Below are 18554 nucleotides of genomic sequence, written 5' to 3'. Positions count from 1 at the left end.
ATTTTATTTTTCCTCGGCGATAAAGCGGGCAATGATACTGCCCATCTCATCTGTGCTGACTGCTGGGCCATCACCGGCTAAATCTTTGGTACGATAACCTTCTTCCAGCGCACGACTGATCGCGCGCTCAATGCTGTCTGCAGCGTCATCAGCATTCAGGCTGTAGCGCAGCAGCAGAGATAAGGAGAGGATCTGCGCAACGGGGTTAGCGATATTTTGCCCCGCGATGTCAGGCGCAGAACCGCCTGCCGGTTCGTAAAGACCAAACCCTTCTTCATTCAGGCTGGCGGAAGGCAGCATGCCCATTGAACCGGTGATCATGGCGCATTCGTCAGAAAGAATGTCACCAAACAGGTTAGAACACAGCAGCACATCAAACTGTGAAGGATCTTTGATCAACTGCATGGTGGCGTTATCGATATAGATGTGGCTCAACTGCACGTCAGGATATTCTTTAGCGATCTCGTTAACGATTTCGCGCCACATTACGGAGGTTTGCAGCACGTTGGCTTTATCCACTGACGTAACTTTATTACGGCGTTTACGAGCAGATTCAAAAGCAATGCGCGCAATACGTTCAATCTCGAAACGGTGATAGACCTCGGTATCAAACGCACGCTCATGTGGGCCGCTGCCTTCGCGGCCTTTTGGCTGACCGAAGTAGATGCCACCAGTTAACTCACGCACGCAAAGAATATCGAAGCCTTTTGCAGCGATGTCGCTACGCAGCGGACAAAATGCTTCCAGGCCGCTGTAGAGCGCAGCAGGGCGCAAGTTGCTAAACAGTTTGAAGTGCTTACGCAGCGGCAACAGCGCGCCACGCTCAGGTTGGGAAGCGGGAGGCAAATGCTCCCATTTTGGGCCGCCTACCGAACCAAACAGAATTGCATCGGCTTGTTCACAACCGGCTACTGTTGCCGGTGGAAGAGGTTCACCGTGACGATCAATCGCGATGCCGCCAACATCATATTCGCTGGTGGTGATACGCATATCGAAGCGTTGACGAATCGCATCTAACACTTTGATGGCCTGCGCCATGACTTCTGGACCAATACCGTCGCCCGGTAAAACTGCGATATGTGAAGACGTAGACATAGTTACACCGTTTCCTTCTGATCTTTAAATTTGCGCTGCAATTCTTTTTCAACCTGTTTGGCACGCCAGATATTGTTCAGGGCGTTGACCATCGCTTTGGCGGAAGACTCGACGATATCCGTCGCCAGGCCGACACCATGAAATTTACGGCCGTTGTAGCTCACCACAATATCAACCTGACCCAAGGCGTTTTCGCCGTGGCCTTTTGCCGTCAGCTTGTAGTTCACCAGCTCGGCATCAAACTGGGTGATGCGATTGATCGCTTGATAGACCGCATCGACCGGGCCGTTACCGGTTGCCGCTTCAGATTTTGTTTCTTCACCACAACCCAGATTCACCGATGCGGTTGCGTTGATGCTTGAACCCGACTGCACATTAAAATCGTTCAGCTGGAAATATTCCGGCTCTTCGTTTTGCTTGTTAATGAACGCCAGCGCTTCCAGGTCATAATCGAATACCTGACCTTTTTTGTCGGCCAGTTTCAGGAAAGCGTCATACAGTTTGTCCAGGTTGTAATCGCTCTCTTTGTAGCCCATCTCTTCCATGCGATGTTTTACCGCGGCACGGCCTGAGCGTGACGTCAGATTCAGCTGGATTTTGTGCAGGCCGATCGATTCTGGCGTTAATATTTCGTAGTTTTCACGATTTTTCAGCACGCCATCCTGATGGATGCCGGAAGAGTGAGCAAAGGCGTTAGAACCGACCACCGCTTTGTTAGCGGGAATCGGCATGTTGCAGATCTGGCTGACCATTTGGCTGGTGCGGTAAATTTCCTGATGCTGAATATTGGTATGGACGTTCATGATTTGCTGACGGGTTTTAATCGCCATGATCACTTCTTCCAGCGCACAGTTACCTGCACGTTCACCCAGACCATTCATTGTGCCTTCGACCTGGCGCGCACCCGCCTGAACCGCAGCAATCGCGTTGCCGGTAGCCATACCTAAGTCGTCGTGGGTATGAACGGACAGAATGGCTTTATCGATGTTAGGTACGCGGTTGACTAACTGACTGATGATGTCTGCGTATTCACCCGGCAAGGTATAACCCACGGTGTCGGGAATGTTAATGGTTGTCGCGCCTGCGTTAATCGCGGCTTCAACCATGCGGCACAGATCATCAATCGGCGTACGACCGCCATCTTCACAAGAAAATTCAACATCATTGGTGTAATTACGGGCGCGTTTCACCATGTGAACGGCACGCTCAATCACTTCTGGCAAGGTGCTGCGCAGCTTAGTAGCGATGTGCATCGGCGAGGTGGCGATAAAAGTGTGAATGCGAAACGCTTCGGCAACGCGTAGTGCTTCGTATGCGGCGTCGATATCTTTCTCTACACAACGCGCCAGACCACAGACGCGGCTGTTTTTAATAGTGCGCGCAATGGTTTGTACCGATTCAAAATCACCGGGTGAGGAAACCGGGAAACCGACTTCCATTACATCGACGCCCATGCGCTCCAGCGCTAAAGCAATCTGCAGTTTTTCTTTCACACTCAGGCTGGCCTGTAATGCCTGCTCACCGTCGCGCAGAGTGGTATCGAAAATAATGACTTGTTGGCTCATCGTATTCATCCTTATGCATTAACTTCGCTTTGCAACGAGCATAAAAAAACCCGCGCATCGGCGCGGGTTTTTAACTTTCAGCAGGTTTGAATCAGTGTTTGATTCCGCCCACAAGTCTACCGCGCAAATTGGCTGCGTTTAGTAGTAGACCTAGTAGGCGAGTAGAACGAAACATGGATTCAAACCTCGTAAATTTTTTTGCTGCACATATTGGTACTGGAATCCCTAAGGGATGTCAACCATAGGTGAAGGGTTATTTTATTAGGTCGCTAAGAAAAATATTCTGTGGTTTTACGTCGTTGCAGAGTTATGCGCAGCAGCATAAAAGCAGAGATATCACCTGAGGATGAAAACATAAGGATTCAATAAAATAAATTATTATATCCAATTGAATTATAATGTTTAATTTTTATTATTTTGCCGTAATGATTACGGTTGGTGAGCGTTTGATGCAGCAGAATCTCATGTGAATGCACTATTTTAAGGATAATAACGCCAGAAATGAATTGTCTCAGGAAATTGTGGGCTAACGCTTCCTCCAATAACTTTTTGCTATTTCTTAGATCACGCTGCAATTAATATCATGACTAGCATTTTCGTCTGCTGTTAGCTCACGTAATTAGTTTAATCATCGTAGCCAAATCTTATCGAGCAGAGCCTTTAAAGCCTAATCGATTGCCTAACTCAAGTTTGAAGTTTGCCTGCCAGGTTTTCTACGGTTATGGTAATCGACCTACTATGAAAAGAATTAAATCAGCAGATTTCTCTGTATCTGGACAGCGGAAATGATTTCCGCTGTCTACGCATAAACATAAGGTTTTGATCTTAATTGGCGAACAGGGAGCAGGATGCAAGTGACATGCTGGAAAGCATTCGTCAGTGAATTCAGTTCCTTTAGCCTGGAGGCAGAAAATGGAGATGTTGTCAGGAGCCGAAATGGTCGTCCGTTCGTTAATCGATCAGGGCGTAAAGCAGGTATTCGGTTATCCGGGCGGAGCGGTGCTTGATATCTATGACGCTCTGCAAACGGTGGGTGGTATTGATCACATATTAGTTCGCCATGAACAGGGCGCAGTGCATATGGCTGATGGTCTTGCGCGCGCCACTGGCGAAGTGGGTGTGGTGCTGGTGACTTCGGGTCCCGGTGCAACCAACGCAATTACCGGTATTGCTACGGCATACATGGATTCCATTCCGCTCGTTATTCTATCGGGGCAAGTACCGTCTTCACTGATTGGTTACGATGCTTTCCAGGAGTGCGACATGGTGGGGATTTCCCGCCCGGTGGTGAAACACAGCTTCTTAGTGAAAAGCACCGAAGAAATTCCTGGCGTTTTGAAAAAAGCCTTTTGGCTGGCAGCAAGTGGCCGTCCCGGTCCGGTCGTCATCGATTTGCCGAAAGATATTCTAAATCCTGCCCACAAGTTGCCTTATATGTGGCCGGATTCGGTGAGCATGCGCTCATACAATCCAACCGTTCAAGGACATAAAGGCCAGATCAAGCGCGCTTTGCAAACGCTGTTAGCAGCGCATAAGCCTGTAATGTATGTCGGTGGCGGCGCGATTACCTCTGCATGTGAAGCTGAAGTGCTTCAGTTGGCTGAAAGCCTGAATATCCCGGTCACAAACTCATTAATGGGATTAGGCGCTTTCCCTGGTACGCATCGCCAATGCCTTGGCATGTTAGGCATGCACGGGACTTACGAAGCGAATATGACGATGCACAATGCCGATTTGATTTTTGGTATTGGCGTACGTTTTGACGATCGCACCACCAATAACCTGGCAAAATATTGTCCTAATGCCACGGTGATGCACATTGATATCGATCCTACCTCGATTTCTAAAACCGTTGCCGCAGACATTCCTATTGTCGGCGATGCTAAACAGGTTCTGCAGCAGATGCTGGAACTGCTGGCGCAAAACGAAAGCAAGCAGCAGCTCGATAGTCTGCGCGATTGGTGGCAAACGATTGATGGCTGGCGTAGCCGCAAGTGTCTTGAATTTGATCGCACCAGCGACAAGATCAAACCGCAGGCGGTCATTGAAACTATTTATCGCCTGACTCAGGGTGATGCTTACGTCACCTCTGATGTCGGCCAGCACCAGATGTTTGCCGCGCTTTATTATCAGTTTGATAAGCCGCGTCGCTGGATTAACTCCGGCGGACTGGGAACGATGGGCTTTGGACTGCCAGCAGCGCTGGGTGTGAAAATGGCGCTGCCAGATGAGACGGTGATTTGCGTAACCGGTGATGGCAGCATCCAGATGAACATTCAGGAGCTTTCAACTGCACTGCAATATGACTTGCCGGTGCTGGTGCTAAACCTAAACAACCGCGTTCTCGGCATGGTGAAGCAGTGGCAGGACATGATCTATTCAGGGCGCCATTCACAATCCTATATGGAATCGCTGCCTGATTTTGTTCGTCTGGCAGAAGCATATGGACACGTTGGAATTGCGATTCAACACCCTGCCGAGCTGGAAGAGAAGTTAGCCTTGGCGCTGGATACGCTAGCGAAAGGTCGTCTGGTATTTGTTGATGTTACGGTTGATGGCAGCGAGCACGTTTACCCGATGCATATTCGCGGTGGCAGTATGGACGAGATGTGGTTGAGCAAAACGGAGAGGACTTAATTATGCGTCGCATTTTATCAGTTTTGCTGGAAAACGAATCCGGCGCATTGTCTCGCGTTGTCGGCTTGTTTTCACAACGCGGCTACAACATTGAAAGCCTTACCGTTGCGCCAACCGATGATCCGACACTCTCGCGTATGACGATCCAAACGGTTGGCGATCAAAAAGTATTGGAGCAGATCGAGAAGCAACTGCACAAACTGGTTGATGTATTGCGCGTAACCGAATTGGGGCAGGGTGCCTACGTTGAACGTGAAATCATGTTGGTGAAGATCCAAGCCAGCGGATATGGACGTGAAGAAGTTAAACGTAATGCCGAAATCTTCCGTGGTCAGATTATCGATGTGACGCCAACGCTTTACACGGTTCAGCTTGCAGGCACCAGCGACAAGCTGGATGCTTTTTTGAATACCGTGCGTGATGTAGCGGAAATTGTTGAAGTTGCACGTTCGGGCATCGTTGGTGTCTCACGTGGCGATCGCATCATGCGGTAATAACGTAGCGGAATCAAACAACTGTGTGCTAACCCGGCGAAATGCCGGGTTTTTTTATTTTTTATGCGCTATGCCGCCTACCGTCATAAAAGCGGTTGCCCCACACACTTTTCTGCTGTTAGATGTGATAAATGAGTTGTCCTTAGCGTAACTGCGGCTATTTACGCTGCAGAAACGTGCTTGATTGTGGGGTTATCGTGAAACTGGATGAAATTGCGCGCCTGGCAGGCGTGTCGCGCACCACGGCCAGTTACGTCATTAATGGCAAAGCGCGGCAGTATCGTGTCAGCGACAAAACCGTCGAGAAAGTCATGGCGGTGGTGCGTGAACATAATTATCACCCCAATGCGGTGGCCGCAGGGCTACGTGCGGGGCGCACGCGTTCGATTGGTTTAGTTATTCCTGATTTGGAAAACACCAGTTATACGCGTATCGCTAATTATCTTGAACGGCAAGCACGTCAGCGTGGATATCAGCTGTTGATCGCCTGTTCGGAAGATCAGCCCGATAATGAAATGCGCTGCATTGAGCATCTGCTGCAACGCCAGGTTGATGCCATCATCGTTTCAACCTCTTTGCCACCCGAGCATCCTTTTTATCAACGCTGGATCCACGATTCGCTGCCGATTATTGCATTGGACCGTGCGCTTGATCGTGAGCATTTTACCAGCGTAGTGGGTGCAGATCAGGACGATGCCTTTATGCTGGCGGCTGAATTGCGTCAGCTTGAAGTAAAAAACGTGTTGTTCCTGGGCGCTTTGCCAGAGCTTTCAGTGAGTTTTCTGCGAGAAACGGGTTTCCGTGATGCATGGAAAGAGGATGATCGACCCATCGATTACCTTTATTGCAACAGCTTTGAACGTACCGCTGCCGCGGCAATGTTTGAAAAATATCTCGAAGACCATGCGATGCCAGAAGCACTTTTCACCACCTCATTTGGTTTACTGCAAGGTGTGATGGATGTGGTGCTGAAACGTGACGGACGTTTACCAACTGAGCTGGCTATTGCGACTTTTGGCGACCACGAATTACTGGACTTTTTAGAGTGTCCGGTTTTAGCGGTAGGTCAGCGACATCGTGATGTTGCGGAGCGAGTACTTGAACTGGTTCTTGCCTCACTGGATGAGCCAAGAAAGCCCAAACCAGGACTTACGCGTATTCGCCGTAATTTATTCCGACGCGGACAATTAAGCCGCAAATCAAAATAAACGCGGGGCGGCAATTATGCTGCCCCCAATAATTACCGTGGTAATTAATTCAGCTTAAAAAATCGCCAAGGCGTAAAAAAGAGTAAATTCTGCACACGTTAACTAACACATTATTGGAGAGGTATTTCTTTATTTGTTTAGATCTTCATCATTCAGCCAAGCCACGCCCCGCCTGATGCGCTAACTCATCCTTTAGGAAATCCCCTAAAATGCCGCCGCTGTCTCAGAATCCACGATAAATATGCCGTCTCAATAATTGTTCTATTTTCCACCGCTTTTTTTACGTGCTTCAATTTTATTCAGTTATTCATCAAGTTAATTTCCATTTTGATTTTTTTAGCAGAGTTGATGCTCTGTAATTCAATTTTAGTCAGCATGAAATAGTGATATTCACTTACCGCTCCGGCTTGACAAGGATTTCATCGGGTCCTTAAACTCGTTTCGTGGTAAAAAGTGGGATAAAGTGGCGGAAATGGGTAACTGAGGGGAAAGGCTGGCATGTTCCGTGGAGCAACGTTAGTCAATCTTGACAGCAAAGGACGACTGGCCGTACCAATGCGCTATCGCGATTTGTTGAACAGTGAGTCTCAAGGTCAAATGGTTTGCACCATCGATCTTCATCAGCCCTGCCTGTTGCTTTATACCTTGCCTGAATGGGAAATCATTGAAAAGAAGCTTGCTCGCTTATCCAGTATGAACCCGCTTGAGCGCCGCGTGCAGCGCTTGCTGTTGGGGCATGCCAGTGAGTGTCAGATGGACAATGCAGGCCGCTTGCTGCTGGCGAACACGCTTCGTCAGCATGCCAAATTATCAAAAGAAGTGATGCTGGTTGGACAGTTCAATAAGTTTGAGCTGTGGGATGAACAGACCTGGTATCAACAAGTTAAGGACGATATTGACGCAGAACAGTCGGCTCAGGAACCTTTATCTGATCGATTGCAGGACTTGTCGCTATAGCTATGCAGGAAAATTTTAAACATACCACCGTGCTGTTGGATGAGGCTGTTAACGGCCTCAACATCAAGGAAGACGGGATCTACATCGACGGCACTTTTGGTCGTGGCGGTCATTCACGCTTAATTCTTTCGCAACTTGGTGCGAACGGGAAGCTCATCGCCATCGATCGTGACCCGCAAGCTATTGCCGCGGCCGCTGAGATTGATGATCCACGTTTTACAATTATTCATGGCCCTTTTTCTGCGCTGGCAGAATATGTCAACGAGCGTGATCTGGTTGGCAAGATCGACGGCATTTTGCTGGATCTTGGCGTCTCTTCTCCGCAGTTAGATGACGCCGAGCGTGGCTTCTCTTTCATGCGTGATGGGCCGCTCGATATGCGTATGGATCCCACGCGAGGACATTCTGCCGCGGATTGGCTGCTCCATGCTGATGAAGCTGATATCGCTTTTGTGCTGAAAACTTACGGTGAAGAACGTTTTGCTAAGCGCATTGCACGTGCCATTGTCGAGCGCAATCGTGAACAGCCAATGACGCGTACTAAAGAATTGGCTGACGTTATCGCAGCGGCAACGCCGATAAAAGACAAGTTTAAACATCCTGCGACACGCAGTTTCCAGGCGATTCGTATCTGGATTAACAGTGAACTGGAAGAGATCGACATCGCGCTGAAAGGGGCCGTTGAGGTGCTGGCAACTGAAGGTCGCTTATCCGTTATCAGTTTTCACTCGTTAGAAGATCGCTTGGTTAAACGTTTTATGCGCGATCAAAGTCGTGGTCCGCAAGTTCCACCTGGAATCCCGATGACTGAGTACCAGTTAAGAGAGTTAGGTGGACGAGAACTGAAACTGCACGGCAAGTTGGTGCCGGGCGATCGTGAAGTATCAGAAAACCCACGCGCGCGCAGTTCGGTGTTGCGTATTGCGGAGAGAACGTAAGCATGATCGGCAATGAGCGCCACAGCCTGCCCGGCGTCATTGGCGGCGATCTGCTGCGTAAGGGCAAAGTTCCGGTATTGCTGTTAATCGCCGTGATGGTTTCAGCGGTATTCGTTGTCACCACAACGCATAAAACGCGTTTGTTAACGGCACAGCGTGAACAATTAGTACTGGAACGTGATGCGCTTGATATTGAATGGCGCAACCTGATTTTGGAAGAAAACGCCTTGGGCGATCACAGCAGGGTAGAGCGGATCGCGACCGAGAAGCTGCAGCTGCAGCATGTTGATCCTTCACAAGAAAATATTGTGGTGCAGAAATAAGGACCTCAAACAGCGAATGAGCGGCGCAGGCAGAACGCTGAAGTTGAAGAAACCGGAAGATAAAGCCAGCTTTGTAAGCTGGCGTTTTGCGTTGCTGTGCGGCTGTATTTTGCTGGCATTAGGCGGCCTACTCTCCCGTGTCGCCTGGTTACAGGTTATTAACCCAGACAAACTGGTTAAAGAGGGCGATTTGCGCTCGCTGCGCGTGCAGGCGGTGCCGACGGCACGTGGCATGATCAGCGATCGCGCAGGACGCCCATTGGCGGTTAGTGTACCGGTCAATGCTATTTGGGCCGATCCTAAAGAGCTGCACGATGGCGGTGGCGTGACATTAGACAGCCGCTGGAAAGCGCTGTCTGATGCGCTCTCCATTCCTCTTGATCAGCTCGCCGCTCGCGTCAACGCCAATCCAAAAGGACGTTTTGTCTATCTGGCGCGCCAGGTCAATCCGGCTATTGGTGAATACGTTAAAAAACTTAAGCTTCCCGGTATTCATCTCCGCGAAGAGTCTCGTCGTTATTACCCGGCAGGGCAGGTGACATCCCATCTAATCGGCTTCACCAACATTGATGGTCAAGGCATTGAAGGGGTCGAGAAGAGCTTTGATAAATGGCTTACCGGTGCGCCAGGCGAACGTACGGTACGTAAAGATCGCTTTGGCCGCGTAATTGAAGATATCTCTTCAGTGGACAGCCGTGCCGCACATAACCTGACACTAAGCATTGATGAGCGCTTACAGGCGCTGGTTTACCGTGAATTGAATAACGCGGTTGCCTTCAACAAAGCGGAGTCTGGAACCGCCGTGCTGGTTGATGTCAGCACCGGTGAAGTGTTAGCGATGGCAAACAGCCCAGCTTACAACCCGAATAATCTCAGCAATACGCCCAAAGAGATGATGCGTAACCGCGCTATCACAGACATTTTTGAGCCAGGCTCCACGGTGAAACCGATGGTGGTGATGACGGCGCTGCAACGCAACGTGGTCAAAGAAAACAGCGTATTGAATACCGTGCCTTATCGTGTAAATGGTCATGAGATCAAAGATGTGGCGCGTTATAACGAATTGACCCTGACAGGGGTTTTGCAGAAGTCGAGTAACGTCGGTGTTTCACGTTTGGCGTTAGCGATGCCCTCCTCAGCGCTCGTAGATACTTACGCACGCTTTGGACTGGGTAAACCGACCAATTTGGGGCTGGTCGGGGAAAGTAGTGGCTTATACCCTCAAAAACAACGGTGGTCTGACATAGAGAGGGCCACCTTCTCTTTCGGCTACGGGCTAATGGTAACGCCGTTACAGTTAGCGCGAGTCTATGCAACGATTGGCAGCTACGGCATTAATCGCCCGCTGTCGATCACCAAGGTTGATCCACCGGTTGCCGGTGAACGCGTTTTCGATGAGTCGCTGGTGAAAACCGTGGTGCATATGATGGAAAGCGTCGCGCTGCCGGGTGGAGGTGGTGTTAAAGCCGCCATCAAGGGATACCGCATCGCAATCAAAACGGGTACGGCAAAAAAAGTCGGACCGGATGGGCGCTACGTCAATAAATACATTGCTTACACTGCAGGCGTTGCGCCTGCCAGTCACCCTCGTTTTGCGCTGGTGGTGGTGATCAACGATCCCCAGGCCGGCAAATATTATGGCGGTGCGGTTTCCGCGCCGGTGTTTGGTGCCATCATGGGCGGCGTTTTACGCACCATGAACATCGAGCCGGATGCGTTGCCGGTCAATGACAAGAACGAGTTAGTGACTAACAGAAGTGAGGAATCAAGTGACAGATCGTAACCTGCGCGACTTACTTGGCCCATGGGTGCCAGACGCGCCGGCACGTCAGCTTCGTGACATGACGCTGGATAGCCGCATTGCGGCATCGGGCGATCTGTTTGTGGCTGTTGCAGGCCACCACGCCGATGGACGGCGTTTTATTCCGCAGGCTATTGCTCAAGGCGTTTCGGCTGTGATTGCTGAAGCAGAAGGCGAGGCCATTGACGGCGAAATTCGTGAAATGCACGGCGTACCGGTGATTTATCTGGCGCAACTGCATCAACGTTTATCTGCTTTAGCCGGGCGCTTCTATCAACAGCCCGGTGAAAAACAGCAGTTGGTTGGTGTTACTGGCACCAACGGTAAAACCACTACCACGCAGCTTTTAGCGCAGTGGGCGAAACTCTTAGGTGAAACCAGTGCGGTAATGGGCACGGTCGGCAACGGCCTTTTCGGTCAACTCGTGCCCACTGAAAATACCACCGGATCTGCAGTCGATGTACAACATATCCTGCATGATCTTACCGCGAAGGGTGTCACCCTGACGGCGATGGAAATTTCCTCACACGGCTTGGTGCAGCACCGCGTGGCGGCTTTGCCTTTTGCCGCTGCAGTATTCACCAATCTCAGCCGTGACCACCTCGATTATCATGGCGATATGCAGAGCTACGAATCTGCGAAATGGCTTTTGTTCTCTGAGCATCAGGTAGGCGAAGCGATTCTGAACGCTGATGATGAGGTAGGCCGCCGTTGGTTGGCCAACCTTCCTGATGCCGTAGCGGTCACCATGGAAAATAACCTGCTGCCAGGCTGCCATGGCCGTTGGTTGAAGGCTGACAATGTGACCTATCACGATGATGGTGCGCATATCCGCTTCAGCTCGAGTTGGGGCGAAGGTGAAATCAATAGCCGCCTGATGGGTGCCTTCAACGTCAGCAACCTATTGCTGGCGCTGGCGACATTGTTGGCGCTCGATTATTCACTGGATGAGTTAGTGCGCGTTGCGCCGCAACTGCAGCCGGTAAATGGTCGTATGGAAGTCTTTAGCGCCGCAGGCAAGCCGACTGTCGTCGTCGATTATGCCCACACGCCAGACGCGCTGGAAAAAGCGCTGGAAGCGGCGCGTCTGCACTGCAAAGGTCAGCTTTGGTGCCTGTTTGGCTGTGGTGGTGATCGCGACAAAGGCAAACGCCCACTGATGGGCGCGATTGCTGAGCAATATGCGGATGTCGTGGTGATCACTGATGACAATCCTCGTAGCGAAGATCCACAAGCCATTGTGAAGGATATTTTAGCCGGCCTGCTGGATCCAACGCGTGCACGCGTGGTTGCAGGTCGTGCACAAGCCGTGACCAATACCATCATGCAGGCTCAGCCAGACGACATCGTGTTGGTGGCGGGTAAAGGGCATGAAGATTATCAAATCGTTGGCAATCGCCGCCTTGATTACTCTGATCGCGCGACTGTTGCGGCTTTATTAGGAGGCGCGGCATGATCCCGGTTTCCTTAAGCACTTTGGCAGAGATCACGGGTGGTACGCTCTATGGCAGCGATTTAACGCTGAATGAGGTGACCACCGATACCCGCAAAGTCACGGCAGGCTGTCTGTTTATTGCCATCGTCGGTGAACGCTTTGATGCGCATGATTTTGTCGGTGAGGCAATTGCTAGCGGCGCGCTGGCTTTATTGGTGAGCAAACATTTACCCGTCGCTGTACCGCAAGTGGTGGTTGATGACACACGTTTGGCGTTTGGCAAGTTAGCCGCGTGGGTGCGTCAACAGGCGAAAGCGCGCGTTGTCGCGTTAACCGGCTCTTCCGGTAAAACCTCAGTCAAAGAGATGACCGCGGCTATTTTGCGTCAGTGCGGTGAAACACTTTATACCGCAGGCAATCTGAATAATGATTTCGGCGTGCCGATGACGCTGCTGCGCCTGACCGCTGAACATCAATATGCGGTGATTGAATTAGGTGCTAACCATCAGGGTGAGATTGCTTACACTACCGAGCTGGTTCGCCCTGAAACGGCTTTGGTCAATAACCTTGCCGCTGCGCATCTCGAAGGCTTTGGATCTTTGGATGGGGTCGCTAAAGCCAAAGGTGAAATTTTCTTAGGCTTACCTGCCCACGGTACCGCCATTCTCAATGCCGACAGCAACGACTGGCCGCACTGGCAACAACACCTGCACGGTAAAACGGTTTGGCGTTTTTCGCCTCAAGCCAAAGAGTGTGATTTCTCTGCCAGCGATATCACTGTAGGGCAAGATGGCACGCACTTCACTATGCATACGCCGCGTGGCAATATCGCCATCACGCTGCCGCTGCCTGGCCGCCACAATATTGCTAACGCGCTGGCAGCCGCTGCGCTGACTCTTTCAGTCGATGCGCCGCTAAGCGCAATTCAGCTCGGCCTTAAAACACTTCAGTCTGTTCCTGGACGCCTGTTCCCGATCCGCTTATCACCAAGCAAGTTATTGCTGGATGACAGCTACAACGCGAACGTCGGCTCAATGACTGCTGCTGCGCAGGTACTGGGTGAAATGCCGGGTTATCGCGTGATGGTGGTGGGTGATATGGCGGAACTGGGTCATGAAGCAGAACAGTGCCACCGTGAAGTCGGACATGCGGCTAAAGCTGCCGGAATTGACCGCGTATTAAGCACCGGAAAAATCAGTCACCTCATTAGTGAAAGCAGCGAAGTTGGCGAACATTTCAGCGATAAAGCCGCGTTGACTGAACGTTTACGCTCGCTGTTGTCCGAACACACAGAAATTACGGTCTTGATTAAAGGTTCGCGTAGTGCCGCCATGGAGCAGGTAGTACAGAGCTTACAGGAGAAAGGAACATGTTAGTTTGGCTGGCCGAGCATTTGGTCGCATTTTATTCCGGCTTTAACGTCTTTTCGTACTTGACGTTTCGCGCCATTGTCAGCCTGCTGACCGCCTTGTTTATCTCTCTTTATATGGGGCCGCGTCTGATTGCCTGGCTACAAAAATTGCAGATTGGTCAGGTCGTTCGCAACGATGGTCCTGAGTCGCATTTCAGCAAGCGCGGCACGCCCACCATGGGCGGGATCATGATTCTTACGTCCATCACTATTTCAGTGTTGATGTGGGCGTATCCATCCAATCCTTATGTCTGGTGCGTATTGGTGGTGCTGGTAGGGTTCGGCGTCATCGGCTTTGTAGATGATTACCGCAAAGTGGTACGCAAAGATACTAAAGGTCTGATTGCTCGCTGGAAGTATTTTTGGATGTCGGTGATCTCACTGGGCGTCGCCTTCGCCCTGTTTTTGGCGGGTAAAGATACGCCAGCGACGCAACTAGTGGTGCCGTTCTTCAAAGACATCATGCCGCAGTTGGGCTTGTTTTATATCCTGCTGGCGTATTTCGTGATTGTCGGAACCGGCAATGCAGTGAATTTAACCGATGGTCTGGATGGCCTGGCGATTATGCCCACCGTCTTTGTTGCTGCCGGTTTCGCGTTGGTAGCCTGGGCGACCGGTAACGTGAAGTTTGCTGAGTATTTGCATATTCCTTATCTTCGCCACGCAGGCGAACTGGTGATTGTCTGCACTGCGATTGTCGGCGCTGGGTTGGGCTTTTTATGGTTCAACACTTATCCGGCACAGGTCTTTATGGGCGATGTCGGTTCACTGGCTTTGGGCGGTGCGCTGGGCACGATTGCGGTGCTGCTGCGTCAGGAGTTCTTGCTGGTGATCATGGGCGGCGTGTTTGTGGTTGAAACGCTGTCGGTAATTCTGCAGGTGGGATCGTTCAAGCTGCGCGGCCAGCGTATTTTTCGCATGGCGCCGATCCATCATCACTATGAATTGAAAGGGTGGCCGGAGCCGCGCGTTATCGTGCGCTTCTGGATTATTTCGCTGATGCTGGTGCTGATTGGCCTGGCCACGCTGAAGGTACGTTAATTATGGCTGACTATCGGGGCAGGAAAGTCGTCATTATCGGGTTAGGCCTGACCGGGCTTTCTTGTGTTGATTTCTTTTTAACGCAGGGCGTTACACCGCGCGTGATGGATACCCGTATATCGCCGCCCGGCCTCAACCAGCTTCCAGCACAGGTCGAGCGCTATGTCGGCGGCATCAATATTGATTGGCTGCTCGCGGCCGATCTGATTGTTGCCAGCCCCGGTATTGCATTGGCGCATCCTGCTTTAAGCGAAGCTGCTGATGCGGGTATCGAAATCGTGGGTGACATTGAACTGTTCTGCCGAGAAGCGCAGGCACCTATTGTGGCGATCACCGGTTCTAACGGCAAAAGTACCGTCACTACGCTGGTCGGTGAAATGGCGAAAGCCGCTGGTTGGCAGGTTGGCGTTGGCGGCAATATCGGTTTGCCTGCGCTGAGTTTGTTGAAATCACCTGCACAACTTTATGTGCTGGAACTCTCCAGCTTCCAGCTGGAAACCACGCACAGCCTGAAAGCGGCAGCCGCAACCATTCTCAACGTGACGGAAGATCATATGGATCGTTATCCGTTGGGCATGCAGCAATACCGCGCCGCCAAGCTGCGTATCTATGAGAATGCGCAGGTATGTGTGGTGAATGCAGATGATGGATTAACCATGCCGGTGCGCGGTGCAGATACACGCTGCGTCAGTTTTGGTATCGATATTGGGGATTATCACCTGAACAAGCAGCAGGGCAGCATCTGGTTGCGGGTGAAAGGCGAAAAAGTACTGAATACCGATGAAATGAAACTGGTGGGTCAGCATAACTACACCAACGCGCTGGCTGCACTGGCGCTGGCGGATGCCGTAGGTCTACCACGCGCCACCAGCCTGGCGGCTCTGACCGCTTATAGCGGGTTAGCACATCGCTTCCAGCTGGTGCATGAACATAACGGCGTACGTTGGATTAACGATTCTAAAGCCACCAACGTTGGTAGCACCGAAGCGGCGTTGAAAGGGTTGATAGTGACCGGGCGCTTGTGGCTGTTGCTGGGCGGTGATGGCAAGTCGGCAGATTTCACGCCGCTGGCACGTTATCTACAAGGCGACAATTTACGGCTGTTCTGCTTTGGTCGCGATGGCGATGCGTTAGCCGCGTTGCGCCCTGACGTGTCGGTACGCACTGAAACCATGCAGCAGGCGATGACGCAAATTGCTGCGCAGGTTCAGCCTGGCGACATGGTACTGCTATCGCCAGCATGCGCCAGCCTCGATCAGTTTCGCAACTTTGAGCAACGCGGTGATGCGTTTGCACAACTGGCGAAGGAGCTGAGCTGATGAATATTCCAGGCGCAGGTTTGGCCAGTTACTTCTCAAGCCGCTTGAAAGATTGGGTGATGGGATCGCGTGAAAGCGACGACACTTCGCTGGTGTTGTATGACCGTACCTTGCTGTGGCTGACTTTTGGTTTGGCGGTTATCGGCTTTGTCATGGTGACATCGGCATCAATGCCGGTGGGCCAGCGCCTCAATGAAGACCCGTTTTACTTCGCAAAGCGCGACGCCTTTTACATCTTATTGGCTTTGGGTATCGCCTTGGTGACGTTGCGCGTGCCGATGGATTTTTGGCAGCGCTACAGCAACATCATGTTAATGACATCAGTAGCGATGCTGTTGATCGTATTAGTCGTCGGTAGCTCGGTAAACGGTGCATCGCGCTGGATTGCGTTAGGCCCGCTGCGTATTCAGCCAGCTGAGTTATCTAAGTTGACGCTGTTCTGCTACCTCGCCAGCTATCTGGTGCGAAAAGTTGAAGAAGTACGTAACAACTTTTGGGGTTTCTGTAAGCCGATGGGCGTGATGGTGATTTTGGCCGTCTTGCTTTTGGCGCAGCCTGACCTCGGAACGGTGGTTGTATTGTTTGTAACGACGCTGGCAATGCTGTTTCTGGCGGGAGCCAAGCTGTGGCAGTTCTTGGCGATTATCGGTTCCGGCATTTTCGCCGTGGTGCTGTTGGTCATTGCCGAACCTTACCGTATGCGGCGTGTGACCTCTTTCTGGGATCCGTGGGAAGATCCGTTCGGTAGCGGATACCAGTTAACCCAGTCGCTGATGGCATTTGGTCGCGGTGAGTTCTGGGGGCAAGGCTTGGGAAATTCAGTGCAAAAACTGGAGTATTTGCCCGAAGCCCATACCGACTTTATTTTCTCGATTATCGGTGAAGAACTCGGCTACATCGGTGTGGTTTTAGCATTGTTAATGGTATTCTTCGTCGCTTTTCGCGCAATGTCGATTGGACGCCGCGCTCTGGAGCTTGATCAACGCTTTTCCGGCTTTTTAGCCTGTTCAATTGGCGTGTGGTTTAGCTTTCAGGCTTTGGTAAATGTCGGTGCTGCAGCGGGCATGTTGCCTACCAAAGGCTTGACCTTACCGCTGATCAGTTACGGCGGCTCCAGTTTGATCATCATGTCAACGGCCATCGTCTTCTTGTTGCGCATAGATTATGAAACGCGTCTGGCGAAAGCGCAGGCGTTTACCCGAGGTGGTCGATGAGTGGTAAACGATTGATGGTTATGGCAGGCGGGACTGGCGGGCATGTATTCCCCGGTCTGGCTGTCGCCCATCATCTGATGGAGCAGGGTTGGCAGGTGCGTTGGTTAGGTACTGCGGATCGCATGGAAGCCGATTTAGTGCCGAAGCATGGCATCGAAATTGATTTTATCCAGATTAGCGGATTGCGTGGTAAGGGCATTAAAGCTCAGTTGCTGGCACCCATGCGTATTTTCAATGCATGGCGCCAGGCGCGGGCCATTATTAAAGCCTGGCAGCCGGATGTGGTACTCGGGATGGGCGGTTACGTCTCTGGGCCTGGCGGTTTAGCGGCGTGGAGTTGCGGAATCCCGGTGGTATTGCATGAGCAAAATGGCATCGCTGGATTGACCAATAAATGGTTGGCAAAAATCGCCACCAAAGTGATGCAGGCTTTTCCGGGTGCATTCCCTAAAGCGGACGTGGTGGGGAATCCGGTGCGCACCGATGTATTGGCTTTGCCTTTACCGATTGCACGTTTAGCCAATCGTAACGGCCCGATTCGCGTTTTAGTGATTGGTGGCAGTCAGGGCGCACGTATTTTGAACCAGACAATGCCAGAAGTGGCTGCCGAACTGGGCGAGCAGATTACAATTTGGCATCAAACCGGTAAAGGTGGTTTGCCTGACGTACAACAAGCCTACGTAAAAGTGGGGCAAACGCAGCACAAGGTCACCGAGTTTATTGATGATATGGCTGCCGCCTATGCGTGGGCTGATGTGGTGGTCTGTCGTTCTGGTGCTTTAACCGTTAGCGAAATAGCAGCGGCAGGATTGCCCGCCATCTTTGTGCCGTTTCAGCATAAAGATCGCCAGCAATACTGGAACGCGTTACCGCTAGAAAAAGCGGGCGCGGCGAAAATTTTTGAGCAGCCGCAATTTACTGCGGATGCTGTAGCGGACACGCTGCGCCACTGGGATCGCCAAACATTGCTGACGATGGCTGAAAAAGCGCGTCAGGTGGCGATTCCCGATGCGACCGATCGGGTCGCGCGTGAAGTGGCTCGCGCCGCAAAGTAATGAATCCGGTCAGCTCGGCTGACCTGTGCTCATGCTGAGCACAAACTGAAATAGCAGGTAA

The 18554-nt window shown here is 51.4% G+C and carries 16 protein-coding genes; 13 read left to right on the top strand and 3 right to left on the bottom strand.

Annotated elements, in window-relative coordinates:
- Positions 1-3: 3 nt before the first annotated feature.
- From leuB to leuL, 3 genes are all read right to left on the bottom strand, one after another.
- Positions 4-1095 (bottom strand): 3-isopropylmalate dehydrogenase, encoded by a 1092-nt coding sequence (gene leuB / locus SC127_RS05515; protein ID WP_332625673.1) that lies wholly within the window; start codon positions 1093-1095, stop codon positions 4-6.
- A 2-nt stretch (positions 1096-1097) separates the two neighbouring features.
- Positions 1098-2660 (bottom strand): 2-isopropylmalate synthase, encoded by a 1563-nt coding sequence (gene leuA / locus SC127_RS05510; RefSeq protein ID WP_243078607.1) that lies wholly within the window; start codon positions 2658-2660, stop codon positions 1098-1100.
- Between the two features lie 91 nt (positions 2661-2751).
- Positions 2752-2835 carry a leu operon leader peptide gene (gene leuL, locus SC127_RS22555; protein ID WP_215848340.1) on the bottom strand — a complete coding sequence of 28 codons (84 nt, stop codon included), beginning with the start codon at positions 2833-2835 and terminating at the stop codon, positions 2752-2754.
- 737 nt (positions 2836-3572) lie between these two features.
- Here leuL and ilvI point away from each other — a divergent pair.
- The 13 genes from ilvI (at position 3573) to murG (ending at position 18493) form a co-directional block, all read left to right on the top strand.
- Entirely contained in the window at positions 3573-5297 is a 1725-nt protein-coding gene (gene ilvI, locus SC127_RS05505) for an acetolactate synthase 3 large subunit (RefSeq protein WP_243078606.1), read from the top strand.
- Between the two features lie 2 nt (positions 5298-5299).
- On the top strand, positions 5300-5791 hold the full coding sequence (ilvN, locus tag SC127_RS05500; RefSeq protein WP_010253849.1) for an acetolactate synthase small subunit: 492 nt from the start codon (positions 5300-5302) through the stop codon (positions 5789-5791).
- Between the two features lie 197 nt (positions 5792-5988).
- Positions 5989-6999 (top strand): catabolite repressor/activator, encoded by a 1011-nt coding sequence (gene cra, locus SC127_RS05495; protein ID WP_243078605.1) that lies wholly within the window; start codon positions 5989-5991, stop codon positions 6997-6999.
- A gap of 498 nt (positions 7000-7497) precedes the next feature.
- Complete coding sequence (gene mraZ, locus SC127_RS05490; RefSeq protein ID WP_215847645.1) at positions 7498-7956, top strand: division/cell wall cluster transcriptional repressor MraZ; 459 nt, start codon at positions 7498-7500, stop codon at positions 7954-7956.
- A 2-nt stretch (positions 7957-7958) separates the two neighbouring features.
- Complete coding sequence (gene rsmH / locus SC127_RS05485) at positions 7959-8894, top strand: 16S rRNA (cytosine(1402)-N(4))-methyltransferase RsmH (protein ID WP_243078604.1); 936 nt, start codon at positions 7959-7961, stop codon at positions 8892-8894.
- A gap of 2 nt (positions 8895-8896) precedes the next feature.
- Positions 8897-9217 carry a cell division protein FtsL gene (ftsL, locus tag SC127_RS05480; RefSeq protein ID WP_215847643.1) on the top strand — a complete coding sequence of 107 codons (321 nt, stop codon included), beginning with the start codon at positions 8897-8899 and terminating at the stop codon, positions 9215-9217.
- 16 nt (positions 9218-9233) lie between these two features.
- Complete coding sequence (locus SC127_RS05475) at positions 9234-11000, top strand: peptidoglycan glycosyltransferase FtsI (protein WP_243078603.1); 1767 nt, start codon at positions 9234-9236, stop codon at positions 10998-11000.
- Complete coding sequence (gene murE / locus SC127_RS05470) at positions 10987-12474, top strand: UDP-N-acetylmuramoyl-L-alanyl-D-glutamate--2,6-diaminopimelate ligase (protein WP_332625658.1); 1488 nt, start codon at positions 10987-10989, stop codon at positions 12472-12474. Before SC127_RS05475 ends, murE begins: the two co-directional genes overlap by 14 nt.
- Positions 12471-13829 (top strand): UDP-N-acetylmuramoyl-tripeptide--D-alanyl-D-alanine ligase, encoded by a 1359-nt coding sequence (murF, locus tag SC127_RS05465; RefSeq protein ID WP_243078601.1) that lies wholly within the window; start codon positions 12471-12473, stop codon positions 13827-13829. The genes murE and murF overlap by 4 nt, the downstream gene beginning before the upstream one ends.
- Entirely contained in the window at positions 13823-14905 is a 1083-nt protein-coding gene (gene mraY, locus SC127_RS05460; protein ID WP_215847641.1) for a phospho-N-acetylmuramoyl-pentapeptide-transferase, read from the top strand. The genes murF and mraY overlap by 7 nt, the downstream gene beginning before the upstream one ends.
- 2 nt (positions 14906-14907) lie before the next feature.
- Positions 14908-16224: a UDP-N-acetylmuramoyl-L-alanine--D-glutamate ligase gene (gene murD, locus SC127_RS05455; protein ID WP_332625655.1), complete on the top strand. Its 1317-nt coding sequence runs from the start codon at positions 14908-14910 to the stop codon at positions 16222-16224.
- Entirely contained in the window at positions 16224-17438 is a 1215-nt protein-coding gene (ftsW, locus tag SC127_RS05450) for a cell division protein FtsW (protein ID WP_215847639.1), read from the top strand. Before murD ends, ftsW begins: the two co-directional genes overlap by 1 nt.
- Positions 17435-18493, top strand: a complete 1059-nt coding sequence (gene murG, locus SC127_RS05445) for an undecaprenyldiphospho-muramoylpentapeptide beta-N-acetylglucosaminyltransferase (protein WP_332625653.1) — start codon at positions 17435-17437, stop codon at positions 18491-18493. The genes ftsW and murG overlap by 4 nt, the downstream gene beginning before the upstream one ends.
- Positions 18494-18554 lie beyond the last annotated feature (61 nt).

It is taken from the genome of Pantoea sp. T14 (genome assembly GCF_036663535.1).
In the GTDB taxonomy this organism is placed as follows: domain Bacteria; phylum Pseudomonadota; class Gammaproteobacteria; order Enterobacterales; family Enterobacteriaceae; genus Pantoea; species Pantoea phytostimulans.
This window is presented reverse-complemented; position numbering and strand designations above follow the sequence as displayed.